The 16,993-nt window shown below is 67.8% G+C and carries 17 protein-coding genes and 1 other RNA gene; 15 read left to right on the forward strand and 3 right to left on the reverse strand.

Annotation, left to right across the window (positions count from 1 at the left end; translation table 11 throughout):
• Positions 1–2 precede the first annotated feature (2 nt).
• The 4 genes from HMPREF3151_RS03605 (at position 3) to HMPREF3151_RS03620 (ending at position 3,827) form a co-directional block, all read left to right on the forward strand.
• Entirely contained in the window at positions 3–683 is a 681-nt protein-coding gene (locus HMPREF3151_RS03605; RefSeq protein WP_070473571.1) for a zinc ribbon domain-containing protein, read from the forward strand.
• 3 nt (positions 684–686) lie between these two features.
• Positions 687–1,829 carry a bifunctional RNase H/acid phosphatase gene (locus HMPREF3151_RS03610; RefSeq protein WP_070473573.1) on the forward strand — a complete coding sequence of 381 codons (1,143 nt, stop codon included), beginning with the start codon at positions 687–689 and terminating at the stop codon, positions 1,827–1,829.
• Between the two features lie 193 nt (positions 1,830–2,022).
• An RNA gene (rnpB, locus tag HMPREF3151_RS03615) (RNase P RNA component class A) lies at positions 2,023–2,415 on the forward strand.
• A 26-nt stretch (positions 2,416–2,441) separates the two neighbouring features.
• Positions 2,442–3,827, forward strand: coding sequence for an RNB domain-containing ribonuclease (locus HMPREF3151_RS03620; protein ID WP_070473575.1), 1,386 nt, complete (start codon positions 2,442–2,444; stop codon positions 3,825–3,827).
• Between the two features lie 13 nt (positions 3,828–3,840).
• On the opposite strand, the gene HMPREF3151_RS03625 is transcribed toward HMPREF3151_RS03620, so the two are convergent.
• Entirely contained in the window at positions 3,841–5,001 is a 1,161-nt protein-coding gene (locus tag HMPREF3151_RS03625) for a galactokinase family protein (RefSeq protein WP_070473577.1), read from the reverse strand.
• Positions 5,002–5,085: 84 nt separating this feature from the next.
• Between HMPREF3151_RS03625 and HMPREF3151_RS03630 the strand changes: the two genes are divergently transcribed.
• Positions 5,086–5,292 carry a hypothetical protein gene (locus HMPREF3151_RS03630; RefSeq protein ID WP_070473579.1) on the forward strand — a complete coding sequence of 69 codons (207 nt, stop codon included), beginning with the start codon at positions 5,086–5,088 and terminating at the stop codon, positions 5,290–5,292.
• Here the strand turns inward: HMPREF3151_RS03630 and HMPREF3151_RS03635 are convergent, their stop codons facing one another.
• On the reverse strand, positions 5,293–6,867 hold the full coding sequence (locus tag HMPREF3151_RS03635) for a CYTH and CHAD domain-containing protein (protein WP_070473581.1): 1,575 nt from the start codon (positions 6,865–6,867) through the stop codon (positions 5,293–5,295).
• A gap of 81 nt (positions 6,868–6,948) precedes the next feature.
• On the opposite strand from HMPREF3151_RS03635, the gene glnA reads away from it, so the two are divergent.
• From glnA to HMPREF3151_RS03670, 8 genes are all read left to right on the forward strand, one after another.
• Positions 6,949–8,283, forward strand: a complete 1,335-nt coding sequence (glnA, locus tag HMPREF3151_RS03640) for a type I glutamate--ammonia ligase (protein WP_070473582.1) — start codon at positions 6,949–6,951, stop codon at positions 8,281–8,283.
• A complete protein-coding gene (locus HMPREF3151_RS03645; protein ID WP_246815191.1) occupies positions 8,280–11,294 on the forward strand; it encodes a bifunctional [glutamine synthetase] adenylyltransferase/[glutamine synthetase]-adenylyl-L-tyrosine phosphorylase in 3,015 nt (1,004 codons plus the stop codon). The genes glnA and HMPREF3151_RS03645 overlap by 4 nt, the downstream gene beginning before the upstream one ends.
• Before the next feature lie 31 nt (positions 11,295–11,325).
• Complete coding sequence (locus HMPREF3151_RS03650) at positions 11,326–11,607, forward strand: hypothetical protein (RefSeq protein WP_246815192.1); 282 nt, start codon at positions 11,326–11,328, stop codon at positions 11,605–11,607.
• Between the two features lie 40 nt (positions 11,608–11,647).
• Positions 11,648–11,884, forward strand: a complete 237-nt coding sequence (locus HMPREF3151_RS03655; RefSeq protein WP_070473584.1) for a type II toxin-antitoxin system RelB family antitoxin — start codon at positions 11,648–11,650, stop codon at positions 11,882–11,884.
• Positions 11,862–12,134 carry a type II toxin-antitoxin system RelE family toxin gene (locus tag HMPREF3151_RS03660; protein WP_070473586.1) on the forward strand — a complete coding sequence of 91 codons (273 nt, stop codon included), beginning with the start codon at positions 11,862–11,864 and terminating at the stop codon, positions 12,132–12,134. Before HMPREF3151_RS03655 ends, HMPREF3151_RS03660 begins: the two co-directional genes overlap by 23 nt.
• A gap of 72 nt (positions 12,135–12,206) precedes the next feature.
• Positions 12,207–13,658, forward strand: coding sequence for a threonine synthase (thrC, locus tag HMPREF3151_RS03665; protein ID WP_070473588.1), 1,452 nt, complete (start codon positions 12,207–12,209; stop codon positions 13,656–13,658).
• A gap of 37 nt (positions 13,659–13,695) precedes the next feature.
• Complete coding sequence (locus HMPREF3151_RS11995; protein WP_168160590.1) at positions 13,696–13,833, forward strand: hypothetical protein; 138 nt, start codon at positions 13,696–13,698, stop codon at positions 13,831–13,833.
• The gene (locus HMPREF3151_RS03670) at positions 13,817–14,914 is read left to right on the forward strand and encodes a S1 family peptidase (protein WP_246815193.1); all 1,098 of its coding nucleotides are present in this window, start codon (positions 13,817–13,819) and stop codon (positions 14,912–14,914) included. Before HMPREF3151_RS11995 ends, HMPREF3151_RS03670 begins: the two co-directional genes overlap by 17 nt.
• Here HMPREF3151_RS03670 and HMPREF3151_RS03675 read toward each other — a convergent pair.
• The gene (locus tag HMPREF3151_RS03675) at positions 14,895–15,629 is read right to left on the reverse strand and encodes a hypothetical protein (RefSeq protein WP_070473589.1); all 735 of its coding nucleotides are present in this window, start codon (positions 15,627–15,629) and stop codon (positions 14,895–14,897) included. The genes HMPREF3151_RS03670 and HMPREF3151_RS03675 overlap by 20 nt on opposite strands.
• Positions 15,630–15,656: 27 nt before the next feature.
• On the opposite strand from HMPREF3151_RS03675, the gene HMPREF3151_RS03680 reads away from it, so the two are divergent.
• Positions 15,657–16,181: an NUDIX hydrolase gene (locus HMPREF3151_RS03680; protein WP_070473590.1), complete on the forward strand. Its 525-nt coding sequence runs from the start codon at positions 15,657–15,659 to the stop codon at positions 16,179–16,181.
• Positions 16,178–16,732: a glycoside hydrolase family 25 protein gene (locus HMPREF3151_RS03685; protein WP_070473593.1), complete on the forward strand. Its 555-nt coding sequence runs from the start codon at positions 16,178–16,180 to the stop codon at positions 16,730–16,732. The genes HMPREF3151_RS03680 and HMPREF3151_RS03685 overlap by 4 nt, the downstream gene beginning before the upstream one ends.
• The last annotated feature ends 261 nt before the right edge of the window (positions 16,733–16,993 follow it).

Consider the following 16,993-nt stretch of genomic DNA (forward strand, 5'->3'; position numbering starts at 1 on the left):
CGATGCACCTTTCCAAAGACCTGCAACCCGTCCTCCTGCAGCTCGCGCAGGCAGACGCCGCGTCTTCCCAGCCGCGCGTGCGCCCCGAGGAGCAGGAGCTTAAAAAGCTTATCGACGAGCGCAGGCGCCTGACCGACGCCTCCGCCGCTGCCCAACTCGCAGTCGACGACATGGAGCTGGAAATCCTGCGCATCCAGGAAGATGAGCGCAAGCTGAAGAAGCGCGAGCTGGACGACAAGCGCCAGCTGTCCGCCGAGACCGACCCGGAGCGGCGCAAGGACTTAGAGCACGACCGCTACGCCGCGAAGTCCCGCATCGCGGACCTTTTGTCCGAGCTGAAGGAGGCGCACAACGAGATCGCCGCGCTGCGCAACAACCGCGACGTTCACGCCGCCCGCGTCGACGAGGCCAACCGCAAGGTCGAAGCCGCCCAGCGCACCGTGGACGCGCTGCCGGAGGAAGATGACGTGGACGTGGATGCACTTCGGGCGAAGCTGCCTGACGACGTGCTCCGCGCCTACGACGACATCGGTGCCGCCAAGTTCAACGGCCGCGCCTGTGGCGGTTGTTTTATCCAGTTGCCGCCGGCCGAGCGCGCCGAGGTGCTCGGCGAGCCGGAAGACGAACTGCCCACCTGCCCGAACTGCGGCACGCTGCTGGTGCGGGTTTCTCCGGCGGAGTAGCTGATGCAGGTATCCATGTACTGCGACGGCGGCTCCCGGGGTAACCCGGGTGTTGCCGGATCCGGCTCCGTGGTCTACGACGCTTCCGGGGAGACCCTGGGCGAGATCGCCTACGTCGTGGGCAAAAAGTCCACCAACAACGTCGCCGAGTACTACGGCCTGGTGCGCGGCCTGGAGGCGTGCCGCGAGGTCGGGGCGACACACGTGGACGTGTTCATGGACTCCAAGCTGGTTGTCGAGCAGATGACCGGCCGCTGGAAAATCAAACACCCCGACATGCAGAAGCTGGCCCGCGAAGCCCGCGACCTCGCGTCGTCGTTTGAAAAGGTCACCTACACCTGGGTACCGCGCGCCAAGAACAAGAAGGCCGACGAGCTGTCGAATGTGGCCATGGACGCCGCCGCCCGCGGCGACGCCCCCGGCATCGTCAAAGGCACCGGCGTGTGGGTGGGGGAGAAGGCCGGGGAACCGGAGGACGTCGACAAGCCCTCGCACCAGACCGCCAGCCCCGCGCACTGGGCCGGCTCCGACGCCCCGCGCACCCGGTTCATCCTGCTGCGGCACGGACAGACCCAGCACTCCGCCGAGCAGCGCTTCTCCGGCACGTCCGATCCGGAGCTGACCGACACCGGCCGCGACCAGGCGCGCCGGGCCGCCGACGCGCTGCGCAAATTCGGGCACATCGACGCCCTCGTCGCCTCGCCGCAGGCCCGCGCGCAGGGCACCGCCCGCATCGTCGCTGGGGCGCTCGGGCTCGACGTGGTGGTGGACGAGGGCCTGCGCGAGCTCGACTTCGGCGACTTCGAGGGGCTCACCCGCGAGGAAGCCGTGGCGCGCGATGCAGAAGCGTTTGAGACGTGGCAGTCCTCGCCGAACAACGCGCCCCCGTCTGGCGAGTCCCTGACCGCGCTGCACCGGCGGGTGTCGCGGACGCGGGAGAAGCTGCAGGAACGCTACGAGGGGCAAACCGTGCTGGTGGTCACGCACATGACGCCGGTGAAGTCGTTTCTGCGCCAGGCCCTCGGCGCCGGGCCGGAGCTGTTCAAGCACGTGTTTTTGGACCTGGCCAGCATCAGCGTCGTGGACTACTACGGCGACTTCGGCGTGGTGCGCTGCGTCAACGACGTCGCACACCACCGCGGGTAGGTTCCGGCGCTAGATGCTTACCCCAGGATGCTTACCGGGGGAGGATGCTTACTCCTAAACGCTTACTTCTCGAGTGGCCACGAGAAATGCTCGGCAACGCTCTCGAGGGATAAGCATCCTTGGGTAAGCATCCTCGACCGATGCCCGGCAGTTCCGTTCCAACCGGCGGAAAGCGTATGCTGTACCTCGCGAATGAGTCGGCCGGGCGGCCGCGGCGCCGCGAACCACCCCAACCTTGGGGCAGGCGCGGGTCGAGGAAAGTCCGGACTCCACAGGGCACGGTGGTTGCTAACAGCAACCCGGAGCGATCCGCGGGAAAGTGCAACAGAAAGTAGACCGCCTCGGCAACGAGGTCAGGGTGAAAGGGTGCGGTAAGAGCGCACCGGCATCTGCGGTGACGTAGGTGGCCAGGTAAACCCCACCGGGAGCAAGGCAAGAGCCCCCGCCGCAAGGCGGAGGTCGTCGGATGTAGGCTGCCCGCCCAGTCCGAAGGTAGCTGCTTGAGGCGCCCAGCGATGGGTGGTCCAGATGGATGGTCGCCGCCCCGCAAGGGGAACAGAATCCGGCTCATAGGCCGACTCATTCGCCCTTTTCGTGGCACGATGGCTTCCTATGAAGCTCTACGCCGCGCCCCTGAACTTCCGCTCGATTGCGCGCGAATTCGACGTGCGCACAACATTTACGCAGGAGCTTCACACCGAAGCCGCCAAGCTTGAGGACCGCTTTTCGCAGTCGCGTATCGACGCCCGCTCCGTGCCCCTGGTCACCATCGATCCCGTCGGGTCAAAGGACCTGGACCAGGCAGTGCACATCGAGGCCCGCGACGGCGGCGGCTACGTGGTGCGCTACGCCATCGCGGATGTGGCGGCGTTCGTGGACCCGGACTCGGCGGTGGCGGCGGAGTCGCTGGAGCGCGGCCAGACCATCTACCTGCCCGACGAGCCGGCACGCCTGCATCCGGAGGAGCTGTCCGAGGGCTCTGCCTCGCTGCTTCCCGACGTAGACCGGCCAGCCGTGCTGTGGACGTTCGAACTGGACGAGCGCGGCGAGGTCGACTCCGCGCACGTGGAGCGCGCGCTGGTGCGCTCCGTGGCGCGGCTGGACTACGAGGGCGTGCACGAAGACATGCAGGCAGGGCAGGTGCACCCGTCGATTGCGCTGTTGGAGGAGGTGGGGCGGCTGCGGCAGCAGTCCTCGCTGCGCAGGCACGCGATCAACCTGCGCCTGCCGTCGGTGCGCGTGGTCGGCGACGGCGACACCTTCGAGCTGGTCATCGAGCCGCGCCACCCGATCATGGACTACAACTCCGAAATCTCGCTGCTCACCGGCATGGTGGCGGGACGGATGATGGTCGACGCCGGGGTGGGGTTCCTGCGCACGTTGGGCCCGGCGGATGAGGGCGGCGAGGCGGAGTTCCGTCGAGAAGCACGCAACCTGGGCTACGAGGTCGCAGGTGACATCGGCGAGTTTTTGGCAGGTGTGGACGCCGACACCCCGCGCGGGATGGCGGTGATGCGCGAGGCGCAAAAACTGCTGCGCGGGTCCGGCTACGTGGACCTGTCCGAGAAGCAGGCCGAGGTGCACGCCGGTATCGGCGGGTACTACTCGCACGTCACCGCGCCTTTGCGGCGGCTGATCGACCGCTACGCCACCGAAGTCTGCCTCGCCATCTGCGCAGGTGAGGACGTGCCGGAGTGGGTGCAACGCGACGCCCCGCGGGTGATCAAGACCATGGGGCGGTCTTCCCAGCTCGCCAACACGGTGGAGAAGGCGTGCCTGCACTTAACGGAGGCGACGGTGCTCGAGCCGTGGGTGGGCCACAACTTCGACGGCGTGACGCTGAAGAGCGGGGAGGACGCGGCGCGCGTGTTCATCGTGGACCCGCCGGTGCTCGCGCCGTCCGCTGGCGCGCCCGAGGAAGGCGAGGAGACGAAGTTCTCCCTCGTGCGGGCGGACCCAGAGGCGCGCGAGGTCGGCTTCGCCTGGCCCGCGGACTAGGGGTGGTTGCGGCCTACCCCTCGAGGCGGGCGGGTTCGCCGGCGGTGACCTCCACCACCTCAAACTCGCGCGCCATCTCAGCCGCGAACGCGTCGGCCTCCTGCACCGGCACGAACGCGATCACGGCGTCGGAGGTGCCGATGGCGGCGGGACGGGCGGCGACAGCGCCGCGTTCGCGGGCCAGGGCGACCAGCGCGTCCGGGGAGGGCAGGTCGTGGGACTCAGAAGGCGAGTTGAGCAGGGTGAACAGTTCGTTGGCGCGGCGCGAGCGCAGGGCCTTCGCCGCGGCGAGGGAACGCAGCGTCTCCGATTCGCAGAACTGCACCCAGCGCCGCGCCGCCTCCGGCTCCGGCGCGGCCTCATCGCCGGCGGCGCGGCGTGCCTCGACCCATTGGACGGCGCGGCCGGGGGCGTCGGGAAGCTGGCGCAGCGAGGACACTCCGAAGTTGGAGCAGGCGGCGTCGATGAACGCGCGGCGCTCCGCGATCGCCTCTCGGGACTGCGTAAACGGCGCGCCGAGCTCCTTCGACACGGAGAACACGCGAACGCCGTGGCGCGAGGGGTGCGGCGCCTGGGTCAGTGAGCCGTCGGCGTAGTCCACCACCGACACCCCGTCGGCCCCGCGCAGCGCCACCGAGTGCCGGGCGCGCAGCACCGGCTGCGACGAGTAGGTGGCCACGGCGTGCGAGCAGATCTCCGCGAGCCGGGCGCGGAACGGGGCGGTGTCCACGTCGTCGTGCGAACCTGCCAGCGCAAACGCGATCGCGGCGTCGGCGGCGTACAAAGCACCCAGGCCCGCGCCGACCGGCACGTCCGACTCCACGGTGATGTCCATGCCAGCGGTGTCGCGGGAGAGTACCTGGCGCTGCACCAGCGTGTGCACCAGCCCCCACCAACGGAGGGCGAGGCCGTCGGCGGGTTGGTCGTCGTAAGGCAATTGCGCCGAAAACTCCTGGCCGAGTGGGCCGTTCGCCGCAATTGAGATCACGCCGTCGGACCGCGGGTGCACCGCCGCGGCCGCGCGTAGCGACGCGGTGCCGGCCAGGGTCACGCCGCCGAAGTGGTCGACGTTTTCGCCGATGAGCACCCACGTGCCCGGCGCGGATGCGACACGCCCGGACGCGGCGCTCACGCGCTCCACAGGGGAGACGGATGGGGTTTCAAACAATGCCATGTCACGCTCCTTTTAACCGCCACCACACTACCAACCGCCCCGGTACAGTCGGACGGGTAGACAAAACCCGAAAGGAACAAAACAATGGCAGACGAGCAGTTCTACTACAACCCGTCCACCGGCGAGGTCACCCAGGGCAAGGAGGCCGCCTGGGATAACCGCATGGGCCCCTACGCCACCCGCGAGGAGGCCGAGTCCGCGCTGCAGATCGCCGCGCAGCGCAACAAGCGCGCCGACAACCAGGACGAGGCGGACGACAACTGGGGCGAGGCCCCGTCCTGGGAGAAGTAGTTACGGCTTGATCTTCTTAAACGCCTTGCGCACCTCGCGCACGGCCTTGTCGTAACCGTTCAAGGCTTGCTCCCCGCGGTCGAGTTCGCGCTGGTAGAGCATGCCGTAGGCGAAGGTGTCCTCGCCGCGTTCGCGGGCCTCCTCGGCAAGCCGCTGGATGCGGTCGCGCGAGGTCACGGCGTCCTGGAAGTCGCCCAGCTTGGACTGCAGCGCCTTGCACGCCTTGGCCAGCCGCCCCGCCTTCAAACCCGCGTCGGCCGCGGCGTTGGCGGAATACCGTAGCTTCTTCGCGGCCTTGCGCACGTCGTGGACGTAGTCTTCGCGCTCGTGTAGCGGCAGGTCGGTGTCGTGGTAGTGCTCGTCGACCTTGTCGTGGCGCTTTTTCAGCTTCTTGTAGCCGCGCTTGAGGTGGTCGTAGAGGACTTCCTTGGACTCCGCCGGGGGTTCTTCAGAGGCCTCTTGCTTTGCGACGGGCGGCTCAGCCAACAACCCGTCAATCGCGTCCAGCAGAGCCATGAAGCGCTCCGAGTCGAGCATGGCCACGATCTCGGCGTGGGCTTCGTTGTAGTCGCGGCGCATGTCGCCGGCGATGTGCGCGCGGGCGGCGTCGTCAACCAGCCCGGACTCGTCCGAATCCAGCAGCTCCAGGAAACGCTCTTCCACCACCTCAGCGTCGCGGGCCACGCCCAGCACGCTGGCGGCGTGCTTGAGCTCGTCTTCAAGCGCGCCGAGCTCATCGCCCTCGAGGATGCCCTCGAACGTCTCCAGCAAGGAGCGCATCTCGCGGGTGGCGACGCGCAGCTGGTGCACAGAGTCGTACTCGTCGGCGCGCACGCGCGGCTCCCAGGCGACGATGGCGTCGCGCTGCTTGCGCAGGGAGTCCACCACGGCGGCGGCCGGGGAGTCCGCCTCCAGCTCCGCCTGCATGTGCGGCGGCAGGGGAGCGGTCTTGGCCGAATCGCCCAGCGCGGTGGCCAGCTTCGACGGCGAGGAGGACTTGCGCGCGCCCGCCGAGATCAAAAAGCTGGTGCCCTGGTTGATCAGCGTCTCGCCTTCTTCGGTGCCGGCGAGCGCCTCGGACAGCTCGAGCTCCCACTCGCGCCAGTTGGTGCGCTCCCCGCCGGGAAGCAGCGACCAGGCTGTGACGTGGTCGTCGCAAAACTCAGCGACCTCGCCGTCGGCACCGGAAAGCAAAATCTCCACTCGGCGGTTGTCCACCTGCGCCACCGGCGCCAGCTCCTCCGTGCGCACGATCGAGCGCACCTGGGCGATAAGTTCCTCGGGCACGGCCGAAGGGTCGTCGAGAGGCATCCGCACCTCGTTGCGCCCGCCCTCCTTGGGCAGCTTGAGGTGCCAGCCGTCATCCGCACCGCCGGTACGGCGGCGCAGCGTGATCTTGGAACGCGTCAGGCGCAGATCCTTGGTGTCGTAGTACACGGCGGAGAGGTTGTGCTCGCGCATGCTGGCGATTTCCTCCACGCCGGGCAGTTGCGTCAGGTCCGGCATGCCGGTGCCCTCGTCCACCGCGAGTTTGATTTCCACCTCGAGGAACTGCTCGGGTGCCTGTGCAGCCATGATCGTTGTCCTCCTTCAATGGTTTGTCACCCCAAGCTTAGCCTGCTTTTCGACGCCCAAAGGTCGCTACAGTTGTGGACCATGAGCGCCCAAACCGACAACGTGCTGCGAATGGTGGAGCAGCAGGACATCGCCTTTATCCGCCTCTGGTTCACCGACATCTTCGGCTCCCTGAAAACCGTGATGATGTCGCCGGCGGAGCTGGAAAGCGCCTTCGAGGAGGGCGTGGGCTTCGACGGCTCCTCAATCGAGGGGTTTAGCCGCGTCTCCGAGTCCGACACACTGCTGCGCCCCGACCCGTCGACGTACCAGCCGCTGCCCTTCGACGAGGAGGCGGGCCTGCAAACCGCGCGCATGTTCTGCGACATCACCATGCCCGACGGCGACCCGCTCTATGCTGACCCGCGCCAGGTGCTGCGCCGCCAGATCACCAACGCCCGCGACATGGGCTTCGAGTTTCTGGCCAGCCCCGAAATCGAGTTCTACGTGGTCAAACCCGGCCAGGGCGATCAGCCGCCCACACCGGCGGACAAGGGCGGCTACTTCGACCAGGCCAAGCGCAACGAGGCACCGAAGCTGCGCCGCATGGCCGTCTCCGCCTTGGAGTACATGGGCATTGTCACCGAGTTCTCCCACCACGAGGGCTCGCCGGGCCAGCAGGAGATCGACCTGCGCCACACCGACGCGCTGACCATGGCCGACAATATTGTCACGTTCCGCTACATCGTGAAGACGGTCGCGGAGATGAACGGCGTGCACGCAACGTTCATGCCCAAGCCTTTCAAAGACCTCGAGGGCTCGGCGATGCACACCCACTTCTCTCTGTTCGAAGGCGACACCAACGCCTTCCACGACCCGGACGACGAAATCAGCTTGTCCAAAACCGGCCGCCAGTTCATCGCCGGCATCATCGAGCATGCGGGCGAGATCTCCGCGGTGACCAACCAGTGGGTCAACTCGTACAAACGCCTGCAGTTCGGCTCCGAGGCGCCCACCGCCGCCACCTGGGGTATTTCCAACCGCTCGGCCATGGTGCGCGTACCCACCTACCGCCTGCACAAGGCGGATTCGCGCCGGGCGGAGGTGCGCTCCCTGGATTCCGCCTGCAACCCCTACCTGGCGTTCGCCGCGGTGCTCGCCGCAGGCCTGAAGGGCATCGAGGAGGGCTACGAGCTGGACGAGCCCGCCCGCGACGACGTCTTTGCCCTGACCCGCCGCGAGCGCCGCGCGATGGGGTACCGCGACCTCCCCAACTCGCTGGACCAGGCGTTGCGCCAGATGGAGCGTTCCGAGTTCATGGCCGAGGTCTTGGGCGAGCAGGTCTTCGAGTTCTTCCTGCGCGCCAAGTGGGCCGAGTGGCACGACTACACCGCCCAGATCACGCCCTGGGAGATCGATACGGGGATCGACCTGTGATTTCACCCGCCAAGCTGGGGCTGACCAGCCCGCGCGCCGCCGAGGACATCGAGGAGCTTTCGCTTATCGACGAAGCTTCGCTCTACACCCTCGCCGGCGCAAGCGATCCGGACCTGGCCCTCAACAACGCCCACCGGCTCTTCGACGCGCTTGGTAGTGGATGGGCGGAGCTGCTTGAAGCGCTGCGCGACTTTCCGGTGTTCCGCACCCGGTTCTTCGCCCTGCTGGGCGGCTCCACCGCGCTGTCGGACCACCTGATCGCGCACCCGCAGCAGTGGCGGCTGCTGCTCGAGGACCTGCCCGATCAGGCCGATCTTTACCGCACCATGCTCGCCGCCGTGGGGGTCGACGCTGACGGGCCGGGGTTGTATAAGGCGGGGGAGGGCGAAGTTGGCGCGGCTAAGCAAAAGCTCCGCTCCACCCACCGCGACCTGGTGATGCGCATCGCCGCCGCCGACCTCGCCGGCACGTTTGCCGCGGTCAAGGGCCACGGCGAGGGCGAATCCATGAGCTACAGCTACACCACCGAGCGACTCACGTGGCTCGCGGACGCAGCGCTCACCGCCGCGCTCGCGGTGGCGGTGCGCGACGTCTACGGCGACGAGGAAGCGGATGCGGAACTCGCCGTGATCGCCATGGGCAAATGCGGCGCCGGCGAACTGAACTACATCTCCGACGTGGACGTCGTGTTCGTGGCGGAGCCCGCCTCGCCCAAGATCACGCGCGTGGCCGCGGAGATGATGCGCATCGGCTCCGCCTGCTTCTTCGACGTGGACGCGAACCTGCGGCCGGAAGGGGCCTCGGGCGCGCTGGTTCGCACCCTGGAATCGCACCAAGCCTACTACCGGAAATGGGCTGAGACCTGGGAGTTCCAGGCGCTGCTGAAGGCACGGCCGCAGACCGGTTCCATGGATTTGGGGCGGGCCTATTCCGAGGCGATCGCGCCGCTGGTGTGGGAGGCCTCCCAGCGCGACAGCTTTGTCGAGGACGTCCAAGCCATGCGCCGGCGCGTGCTGGAGAACGTGCCGGCGGACGTGCGGCGCCGCGAGCTGAAACTCGGCCCCGGCGGGCTTCGCGACGTCGAGTTCGCCGTGCAGCTGCTGCAACTCGTGCACGGGCGCATCGACGACACGCTGCGCGCCCGCAACACCCTCGAGGCACTCGCTGCCCTGGCCAAGGCCGGTTACGTCGGGCGCGAAGACGCGCGCGTGCTCACCGAGGCCTACGAGTTCCTGCGCCTGCTCGAGCACCGCCTGCAGCTGCAGCGCTTCAAGCGCACCCACCAGCTGCCCGAGCCGGACGACGAGAAACGCAACCGCTGGCTCGCCCGCGCCGCAGGCTTCACCGCCAACCACCGCGGCTCCGCCCCCGACGCGATGTACCGCGAGCTCAAGCGCGTGCGCCGCGACGTTTCCGACCTGCACGAGCGCCTGTTCTACCGCCCGCTGCTGGGTGCTGTGGCAGACATGACCGTCGGCGAGGCCACCCTGTCCGCGGACGCGGTGAAGGCCCAGCTCGCCGCGCTCGGCTACCGCCACCCGGCGCGCGCCTTCGACCATCTCTCCGCGCTGGTCAAGGGCACCTCGCGCAAGGCCAAGCTGCAGGCGATCCTGCTGCCGTCGCTGATGCACTGGCTCGCGGATACCGCGGACCCCGGCCAGGGGCTTTTGAATTACCGCAAGCTTTCGGACGCCGCCGTCGACCGCAGCTGGTTCCTCCGCATGCTGCGCGACGAGGGCGTGGCGTCGCAACGCCTCATGCACATCCTGGGCACTTCGCCGTACGCCTCCGACCTCATCATCTCCGCGCCAGATGTGGTCAAACTGCTCGGCGACGGCTCCAACGGGCCCCGGCTCCTCGACGCCGCCCCCGACCAAGTCCACAAAGCCATCCTCGCCTCCGCCAAGCGCCATCAGGCGGACCCCGACAAGGCCGTCGCCGTGGCGCGCTCCCTGCGCCGCGCGGAGCTCGCCCGCATCGCGTCCGCCGACCTGCTCGGCCTGATGGAGCCGCGCCAGGTCTGCCTCGAGCTGACCTACGTGTGGGAGGCTGTGCTCGAGGCCGCGCTTCGCGCCGAGGTGCACGCCGATCTCGCTTCTTCGCCTCACGACGAACCTCCGGCCCGCATCGCCGTCATCGGCATGGGCCGCCTCGGCGGCGCCGAACTTGGCTACGGCTCAGATGCCGACGTGATGATCGTCGCCGAGCCGAGCGATGAGGCCGACGAAGCAGGCGCTGTTGCTTGGGCGGCGAAGATCGTCGACCAGATGCGCGCCCGCCTGTCCAAACCCTCCGGCGACCCGCCGCTTGAGGTGGACCTGGGCCTGCGCCCCGAGGGACGCTCCGGCCCGGTGGTGCGCACCATCGCCAGCTACGAGCGCTACTACCGCGAGTGGGGCGAGGTCTGGGAGCGCCAGGCGCTGCTGCGCGCGGCCGTCGTCGCCGGCGACCGCGGCGTGGGCGACGCATTCCTGGAGGCCATCGACGCCTTCCGCTACCCGGCCGGCGGGGCTAAGCCTTCCGACATCCGCGAGATCCGCCGCATCAAGGCCCGCGTCGACAACGAGCGCCTGCCCCGCGGCGCCGACCGCGCCACCCACACCAAGCTCGGCCGCGGCGCGCTCGCCGACGTCGAGTGGACCGTACAGCTTCTCACCATGCAGCACGCCCACACCCACGAGGAGCTGCGCACTCCCTCCACCCTGGACGCGCTGGACTTCCTCGCCGAGCTCGACGACCCGTCCGTCATCCGCGGCTCGCACGCCGAAGTGCTGCGCACCGCGTGGCTCACCGCCACCCGCGCCCGTAACGCCATCGTGCTCGTCGCCGGCAAACGCACCGACCAGCTGCCCGCGCCGGGCCCGCAGCTCGCGCAGGTGGCGGGCTCCGCCGGCTACGACCCCGACGACCAGCAGGAGTTCCTGGAGGACTACCTGCGCATCACCCGCCACGCCCACCAGGTGGTGGAGGAGGCGTTCTGGGGCGAGGTGCCGTCGCTCGAGTTCGACTAGGGCGGGAGGCGGAGTGGCGTCGATAGGCAATATGCTCGAACCCATGGCAGTGAACATGACCATCGACCTGAACAACGCCACCTTCGCAGACCTGGTTGCGCTGGTGGACGCCGCGCGCGTGGCCGGCGTCGACCCCAAGACCGGGCTGGAGCTCGACGGCGAGACGCTGAGCATCACCGTCGAGCCGACTACCCGCACGCCCGCGCGCGAGCAGGCGCCCGAGAAGGAGCGCACCGTGCCGCCGCTCGGCGACGCCGCGATTCGCTCGGTGGTGGATATTTTGACCGGTCGACAGGAACCGCCCCGCCGGTAGGGGCTTCCGCTGCTGGTCAATCGAGTGTAAAAATATTCACATGAGCGGATCAGTAATCAGTCTTCGCGTAGACGAAGACCAGAAGAGGCGATTGGACGCGCTTGCCCGGCGCACGGGCCGCCCAGCCTCTTATTACGTGCGCGAAGCGCTGAGTGCGCACCTCGCGGAGCTGGAGTACGTCGACGTGCTTGAAGCGGAAGCCGACGCGATTCGGCGTGGCGAGCTTCCAACCATCTCCCTCGAGGAGCTAGAGAATGAGCTCGGATTGGCGGATTGAATTTTCGCCACGTGCAGCGAAATCGTTTCGCAAACTCGACCGAGGCGAGCAGAAACGGATTCAAAGTTTTCTCCACCGACTTCGAGCCGCTTCCGACCCACGGGGAAGCGGCAAAGCTCTGGTGGGCACCAAACGGGGGTTGTGGCGCTGGCGGGTGGGGGACTACCGAATCATCGCAGACATCGTGGACGACAAAGTCCTGATTATGCTGATCGACATTGGCCACCGATCTTCCGTTTACAAGCACTAGTCGCCCTCCGCGGTTGTAAGTAAATCCCCGGATCAGGCCGGGCAGAGGGGCCCATGCCGTAGACTTCGCGGGGTGGACTACATCTCAACTCGCGACGCATCGGCGCAGCCGCGCTCCTTCACAGACATCCTGCTCACAGGCTTAAGCCCCGACGGCGGACTTTTCATGCCGGCGGTGTACCCGTCCATAAGCAATGAGCTCCTGGATCAGTGGCGCGAGCTTTTGCTTCACGACGGCTACGCAGCCCTCGCCGCCGAAGTACTGAAGCTCTACGTCGACGACATTCCCGAGGCGGACCTCGAGGCGATCGCGCGCCGGGCGTACCGCACGCCCGTCTTCGCCGACGAGGAAATCGTCCCGGTGACCCGCCTGAATGACACGCTGCACATCGGCCACCTGTCCGAGGGCCCGACTGCGGCGTTCAAGGACATGGCGATGCAGCTGCTCGGCGAGCTGTTCGAGTACGAGCTGGCCCGCCGCGGCGAGGAGATCAACATTCTGGGCGCGACCTCGGGCGACACTGGGTCGTCGGCCGAGTACGCGATGCGCGGGCGCGACGGCATCCGGGTGTTCATGCTCACCCCGGCCGGGCGTATGACCCCGTTCCAGCAGGCGCAGATGTTCGGCCTGGACGATCCGAACATCTTCAACATCGCCCTTGACGGCGTGTTCGACGACTGCCAGGACGTGGTCAAGGCTGTCAGCGCGGACGCGGCGTTCAAGTCGAAGTACTCCATCGGCGCGGTGAACTCCATCAACTTCGCACGCCTGCTTGCGCAAGTGGTGTACTACATCGCCACCTACCTGAAGGTCACCGAGACCAACGACGAGCGCGTCTCGTTCTGCGTGCCCACCGGCAACTTCGGCAACGTGTGCGCGGGGCATATCGCGAAGCAGATGGGCCTGCCCATCGACCGCCTCGTCGTCGCGACGAACGAAAACGACGTGCTCCACGACTTCTTCGCAAACGGCGAGTACCGCCCCCGTTCCGCCGCAGAGACTCACGCGACGTCGTCGCCGTCCATGGACATCTCCAAGGCGTCCAACTTTGAGCGGATGCTTTTCGACGCCACGCTGCGCAACTCCGACCTCACCGCCGAGCTGTTCGCCAACAAGGTGAAAAACGGCGGCTTCGCTGCCACCGACCTGGGTGGGCCAGAGGTGATGGAGCGCATCCGCGGCGAGTTCGGCTTCGCCTCCGGCACCTCCACTCACGCCGACCGCGTGGCCACCATCAAGCGCGTGAACGACGAGTTCGGTGTGCTGGTGGACCCGCACACCGCCGACGGCGTGCACGTGGCCGAGCAGCTCGCCGGCGAGGTGGACACCCCGATCGTGGTGCTGGAGACGGCGCTGCCGGTGAAGTTCGCCGACACCATCGCTGAGGCCATCGGAAAGGCCCCGGAGGTGCCGGAGCGCTTCGCGGGCATCATGGGCGCCGAGCGCCACGTGACCGACCTGCCCAACGACGCCGAGGCCGTCAAGGCGTTTATCGCCGAGGCTATCGAGGGCACTAACGTCTAGGGCACACCGTCGTCAATCCACAAAGGAGTGCGCGCACATGGCACAGGAGCAGTTCGCAGGCCCGGAGCACTACACCGACTTCGACCCGGAGAAGTTCATTCGGGACATGAAGATCATGGCCGAAGAAAAGGAGCAGGACGGCGACGAGGGCTCGGCGGTTGACGCCTCCGAGTAACCAGCCGAACCGGCCCAGCTCAGCGACGCGCTACCAGCCCGAGCAGGGCCCGCAGTGGCGCTTCCCGGACATGCCGGGCGAGCCCCCGTCGCAGTACCCGCAGCACCCGCTGAAGTTCCCGGACATGCCGGCGCAACAGCCCGGCTCCACGGCCCGCGCGCGCCGCAGCGGGCTGCAAACGGGCGGGTGGATCACCGTGATCGTCGCCACGGCGATGGTCGTGGGCATCGTGGTGTGGCTGGGCTTAAACGCGTCGAAGGTCCCCACCGGCACCGTGGAGGAGCGCGAGGCGCTGTCCGAGGTGCAAACGCCTGACGACGCCGCTCCCGCGCCGGCCAACGACAACAACGTGCTGGTGCCCGCGTTCGCCCCATGGGCGCCGGGCACGAAGATCCAGACCACGGACCACCGCCCGGCGCCCGGGGAGCACTTCACGGCGCAGTCGTGCACCGCGGCGTTCTCGTTCACCGGCAAGGACGGCCGTGCGTATGCGGTGACCGCCGGCCACTGCGGCCGCGAGGGCGACCTGGTGTGGCCCACCAACGCCTCCACGGCGTTCGACTACGCCTCCGAGGTCGGCCACTTCATCTTCTCCGGGCTGTACTCCCAGCACACCCCGGAGACGGAGGGCGCGGACGTCGGCATCATCGAGATCACGGATCCGGACCGGTTCATGGATGTGGTCGGTGCGCCGATTCCGACTGGGATCGGGGAGGGCCTTGGGCCCGTCGAGAAGCTATGCAAAACGGGTGCGACCACCGGCTACACCTGCGGCACCTTCGAGGCCACCGAGCGGGTGCAGATAGTCAACCTCGACCCCGGCGTGGAGGACGAAACCTTCGGCGACATCGCCGCCGTGTGCGCCGCCTCGGGCGACTCGGGCGGGCCAGTATTCGCGGACGTCAACGGCCGCGCCACCGTCATCGGCGTCGTCTCCGGCACCGAGGCCGGCCGTGCGGGGGAGGAGTGCTACGAGGGCATGGAGGACCCGCACCTGATGAGCTACTCCAACGTCAAGCAGGTCATGGCCGTGATCCGCCACGCTGTGCCGGACGCGGAATTCATTCCCCGGCGCTGGTGACCGGGTCGGCAAGCAGCGGCCAGCGCTTGAGGTGCTCGCCGGTTTCCTTGTCGTTGTCCACCACCACGACCTCGTCGTCGGTGTAGCCGTTGAACGTCACGCGGTCGATCTCGTCGGGGCGCTCCACCTCGAGCCAGCGCTCGGACAGTGCATCGGCGTCGTCCACGTCCATCCAGTTCAGGGTGATTACGCGGAAGTGGTTGTGCGAGGCGTAATCAATAAACGACACGGAATCGGCGCCCTCAGCCACGCCGAAATCGATGTACTGGGCGAGGGTCTCCGGAGGAAGCGTCGAGAAGCAAAAGCCCCAGAAGTTAAAGCGCATCCCGCTTTTCGACGTCAACGTCACCGTATCCAAACAATTCTGCTCCAGCAGACGCGACAGGTGGCCCGCAATCTCGGTGGAGTCGTCGAGGGCTCCGACCACCACGTCGCCGCGCATCATCGCGCCCGTGTTCGTCTCGCCCACGCGCACATTCTCGATCAGGTGGGGGCGGATGCTCGCCGCGACGTTGCCCGGGTCCGCCGGCGCCGGGTTGAACGGACGCTCCGGCTGCGGCAGCTCCGCGTCCTCCGGGGTGCTCGCCGTGGTGCGGCTCGCCGCCATCGCCACCCCGAAAACCACCAGGATGACCAGCGCGCCGTACACCGCGACGAACAGGGGCGCGGGGACGCGTCTGACCCAGGGCTGCGTGTCGGAAACGGCGGTGCTCATAACTTCAGGGATTGTACACTTGCCACCATGCCTATCCCGGAGTTCATCGTGGAAACCCGCAAGAAGATCGGCACCGACCTGATGTGGGTGCCTGCCGTGTGCGCCGTCGTGCTTCGCGACGCCACCGTTGCATCGCCGTGGGCCGTCCCCGAAGTGCTGCTGGTGCGCCGCGCCGACAACAGTGAGTGGACGCCTGTGACCGGCATCGCGGACCCGGGCGAGGAGCCGCACGTCGCCGCCGTGAGGGAGGTGCTGGAGGAAACCGGCGTGCGGGTCACCGCCGCGGCGATTTTGGGTGTCGGCGCGCACGGGCCCGTCACCCACGCGAACGGGGACAAGGCCAGCTACATGACGGTGCAACTGCGCTGCGAACCGCTCGACCCCACCGTCGAACCCGTGGTCGGCGACGACGAGAACATCGAAGCCGGCTGGTTCCCCATCTCCCAGATGCCGGTGCGCGACCCGAAGTGGCGCCTGGCCATCGCCGACGCCGCCGCGCAGCGCCGCCACCCGGGCAGCTTCGCGCCGCGCATGGGGCTGACCAAGCGGTGAGACTCGGCGTCGACGTCTCGGAGCACCAGGCCGGGCTCGACGTTTCCCGCTTCGACTTCGTCATCGCCCGCACCACCGACGGCACGTACCAGGACGCCGCGTTTTCGTCGTTCGCCCCGTTCGCGACCGCGGCGTACCACTTCCTGCGCGCCCCGTCCGAAGGGACCACCATTGCGGAGCAGGTTGAGGCCTCTCTTGAGGTTCTCGAGGGCCGCCGCTTGCCCATGTGGCTCGACGTCGAGTCCCCCGCGGGGCTTTCGCTTCTCGACGTCCGCTCCGCCCACCACACCTTCACCTCCGCAGGCGTCGAAGTAGCCGGGGTCTACACGAACGCCTGGTACTGGCGGCGGTACATGCTGTTCGCGGACGTGGCCGAGTTCGGCGCGCTGTGGTTGGCGCAGTGGGGTGCGAACCCGGTGGTTGACGTTTCGTCGCCTTTAGACGTGGGGGAGTGGCCGCGCCCGGTCAGCTTTCCGACGCCCACAGTGTGGCAGTTCACCTCCCGCGGCCGCGTCGAAGGGGTTGACGTAGATTTAAATTTGGCCCTGTGAACTGCGCTTTGTGAATTTCTCAGGTTAAGTTATCCACAATTCGGGCAGGGTCTGGTGTTGGGGGTTACGCGGCCATAACTTTCGGGCCATGAACTTCACCGACTTCGTTTCAGCAGGCGTAGCCGTGCTCGCCGACTTCGACCGCGACGTAGCCATGGCCGCCGGCCTGTCCACCGGGCGCGTGCGCGACCTGGCGCGGGTGCACCACACCTACTTCGGCCCGACCCAGTTCACCCGCAAACAACACGACGCCCTCGAAGC

Source organism: Corynebacterium sp. HMSC05H05, assembly GCF_001807265.1.
Classification (GTDB): Bacteria; Actinomycetota; Actinomycetes; order Mycobacteriales; family Mycobacteriaceae; genus Corynebacterium.

What these genes read in the sequence shown, in the direction of transcription:
- HMPREF3151_RS11995 (WP_168160590.1), top strand. Translation starts at nt 13,696, where the DNA reads ATGGCACAGGAGCAGTTCGCAGGCCCGGAGCACTACACCGACTTCGAC.
- HMPREF3151_RS03655 (WP_070473584.1), top strand. Translation starts at nt 11,648, where the DNA reads ATGAGCGGATCAGTAATCAGTCTTCGCGTAGACGAAGACCAGAAGAGG.
- HMPREF3151_RS03625 (WP_070473577.1), bottom strand. Translation starts at nt 5,001, where the DNA reads ATGGCATTGTTTGAAACCCCATCCGTCTCCCCTGTGGAGCGCGTGAGC.
- HMPREF3151_RS03675 (WP_070473589.1), bottom strand. Translation starts at nt 15,629, where the DNA reads ATGAGCACCGCCGTTTCCGACACGCAGCCCTGGGTCAGACGCGTCCCC.
- glnA (WP_070473582.1), top strand. Translation starts at nt 6,949, where the DNA reads ATGAGCGCCCAAACCGACAACGTGCTGCGAATGGTGGAGCAGCAGGAC.
- HMPREF3151_RS03620 (WP_070473575.1), top strand. Translation starts at nt 2,442, where the DNA reads ATGAAGCTCTACGCCGCGCCCCTGAACTTCCGCTCGATTGCGCGCGAA.
- HMPREF3151_RS03680 (WP_070473590.1), top strand. Translation starts at nt 15,657, where the DNA reads ATGCCTATCCCGGAGTTCATCGTGGAAACCCGCAAGAAGATCGGCACC.
- HMPREF3151_RS03630 (WP_070473579.1), top strand. Translation starts at nt 5,086, where the DNA reads ATGGCAGACGAGCAGTTCTACTACAACCCGTCCACCGGCGAGGTCACC.
- HMPREF3151_RS03610 (WP_070473573.1), top strand. Translation starts at nt 687, where the DNA reads ATGCAGGTATCCATGTACTGCGACGGCGGCTCCCGGGGTAACCCGGGT.
- HMPREF3151_RS03605 (WP_070473571.1), top strand. Translation starts at nt 3, where the DNA reads ATGCACCTTTCCAAAGACCTGCAACCCGTCCTCCTGCAGCTCGCGCAG.
- HMPREF3151_RS03660 (WP_070473586.1), top strand. Translation starts at nt 11,862, where the DNA reads ATGAGCTCGGATTGGCGGATTGAATTTTCGCCACGTGCAGCGAAATCG.
- HMPREF3151_RS03635 (WP_070473581.1), bottom strand. Translation starts at nt 6,867, where the DNA reads ATGGCTGCACAGGCACCCGAGCAGTTCCTCGAGGTGGAAATCAAACTC.
- HMPREF3151_RS03650 (WP_246815192.1), top strand. Translation starts at nt 11,326, where the DNA reads ATGCTCGAACCCATGGCAGTGAACATGACCATCGACCTGAACAACGCC.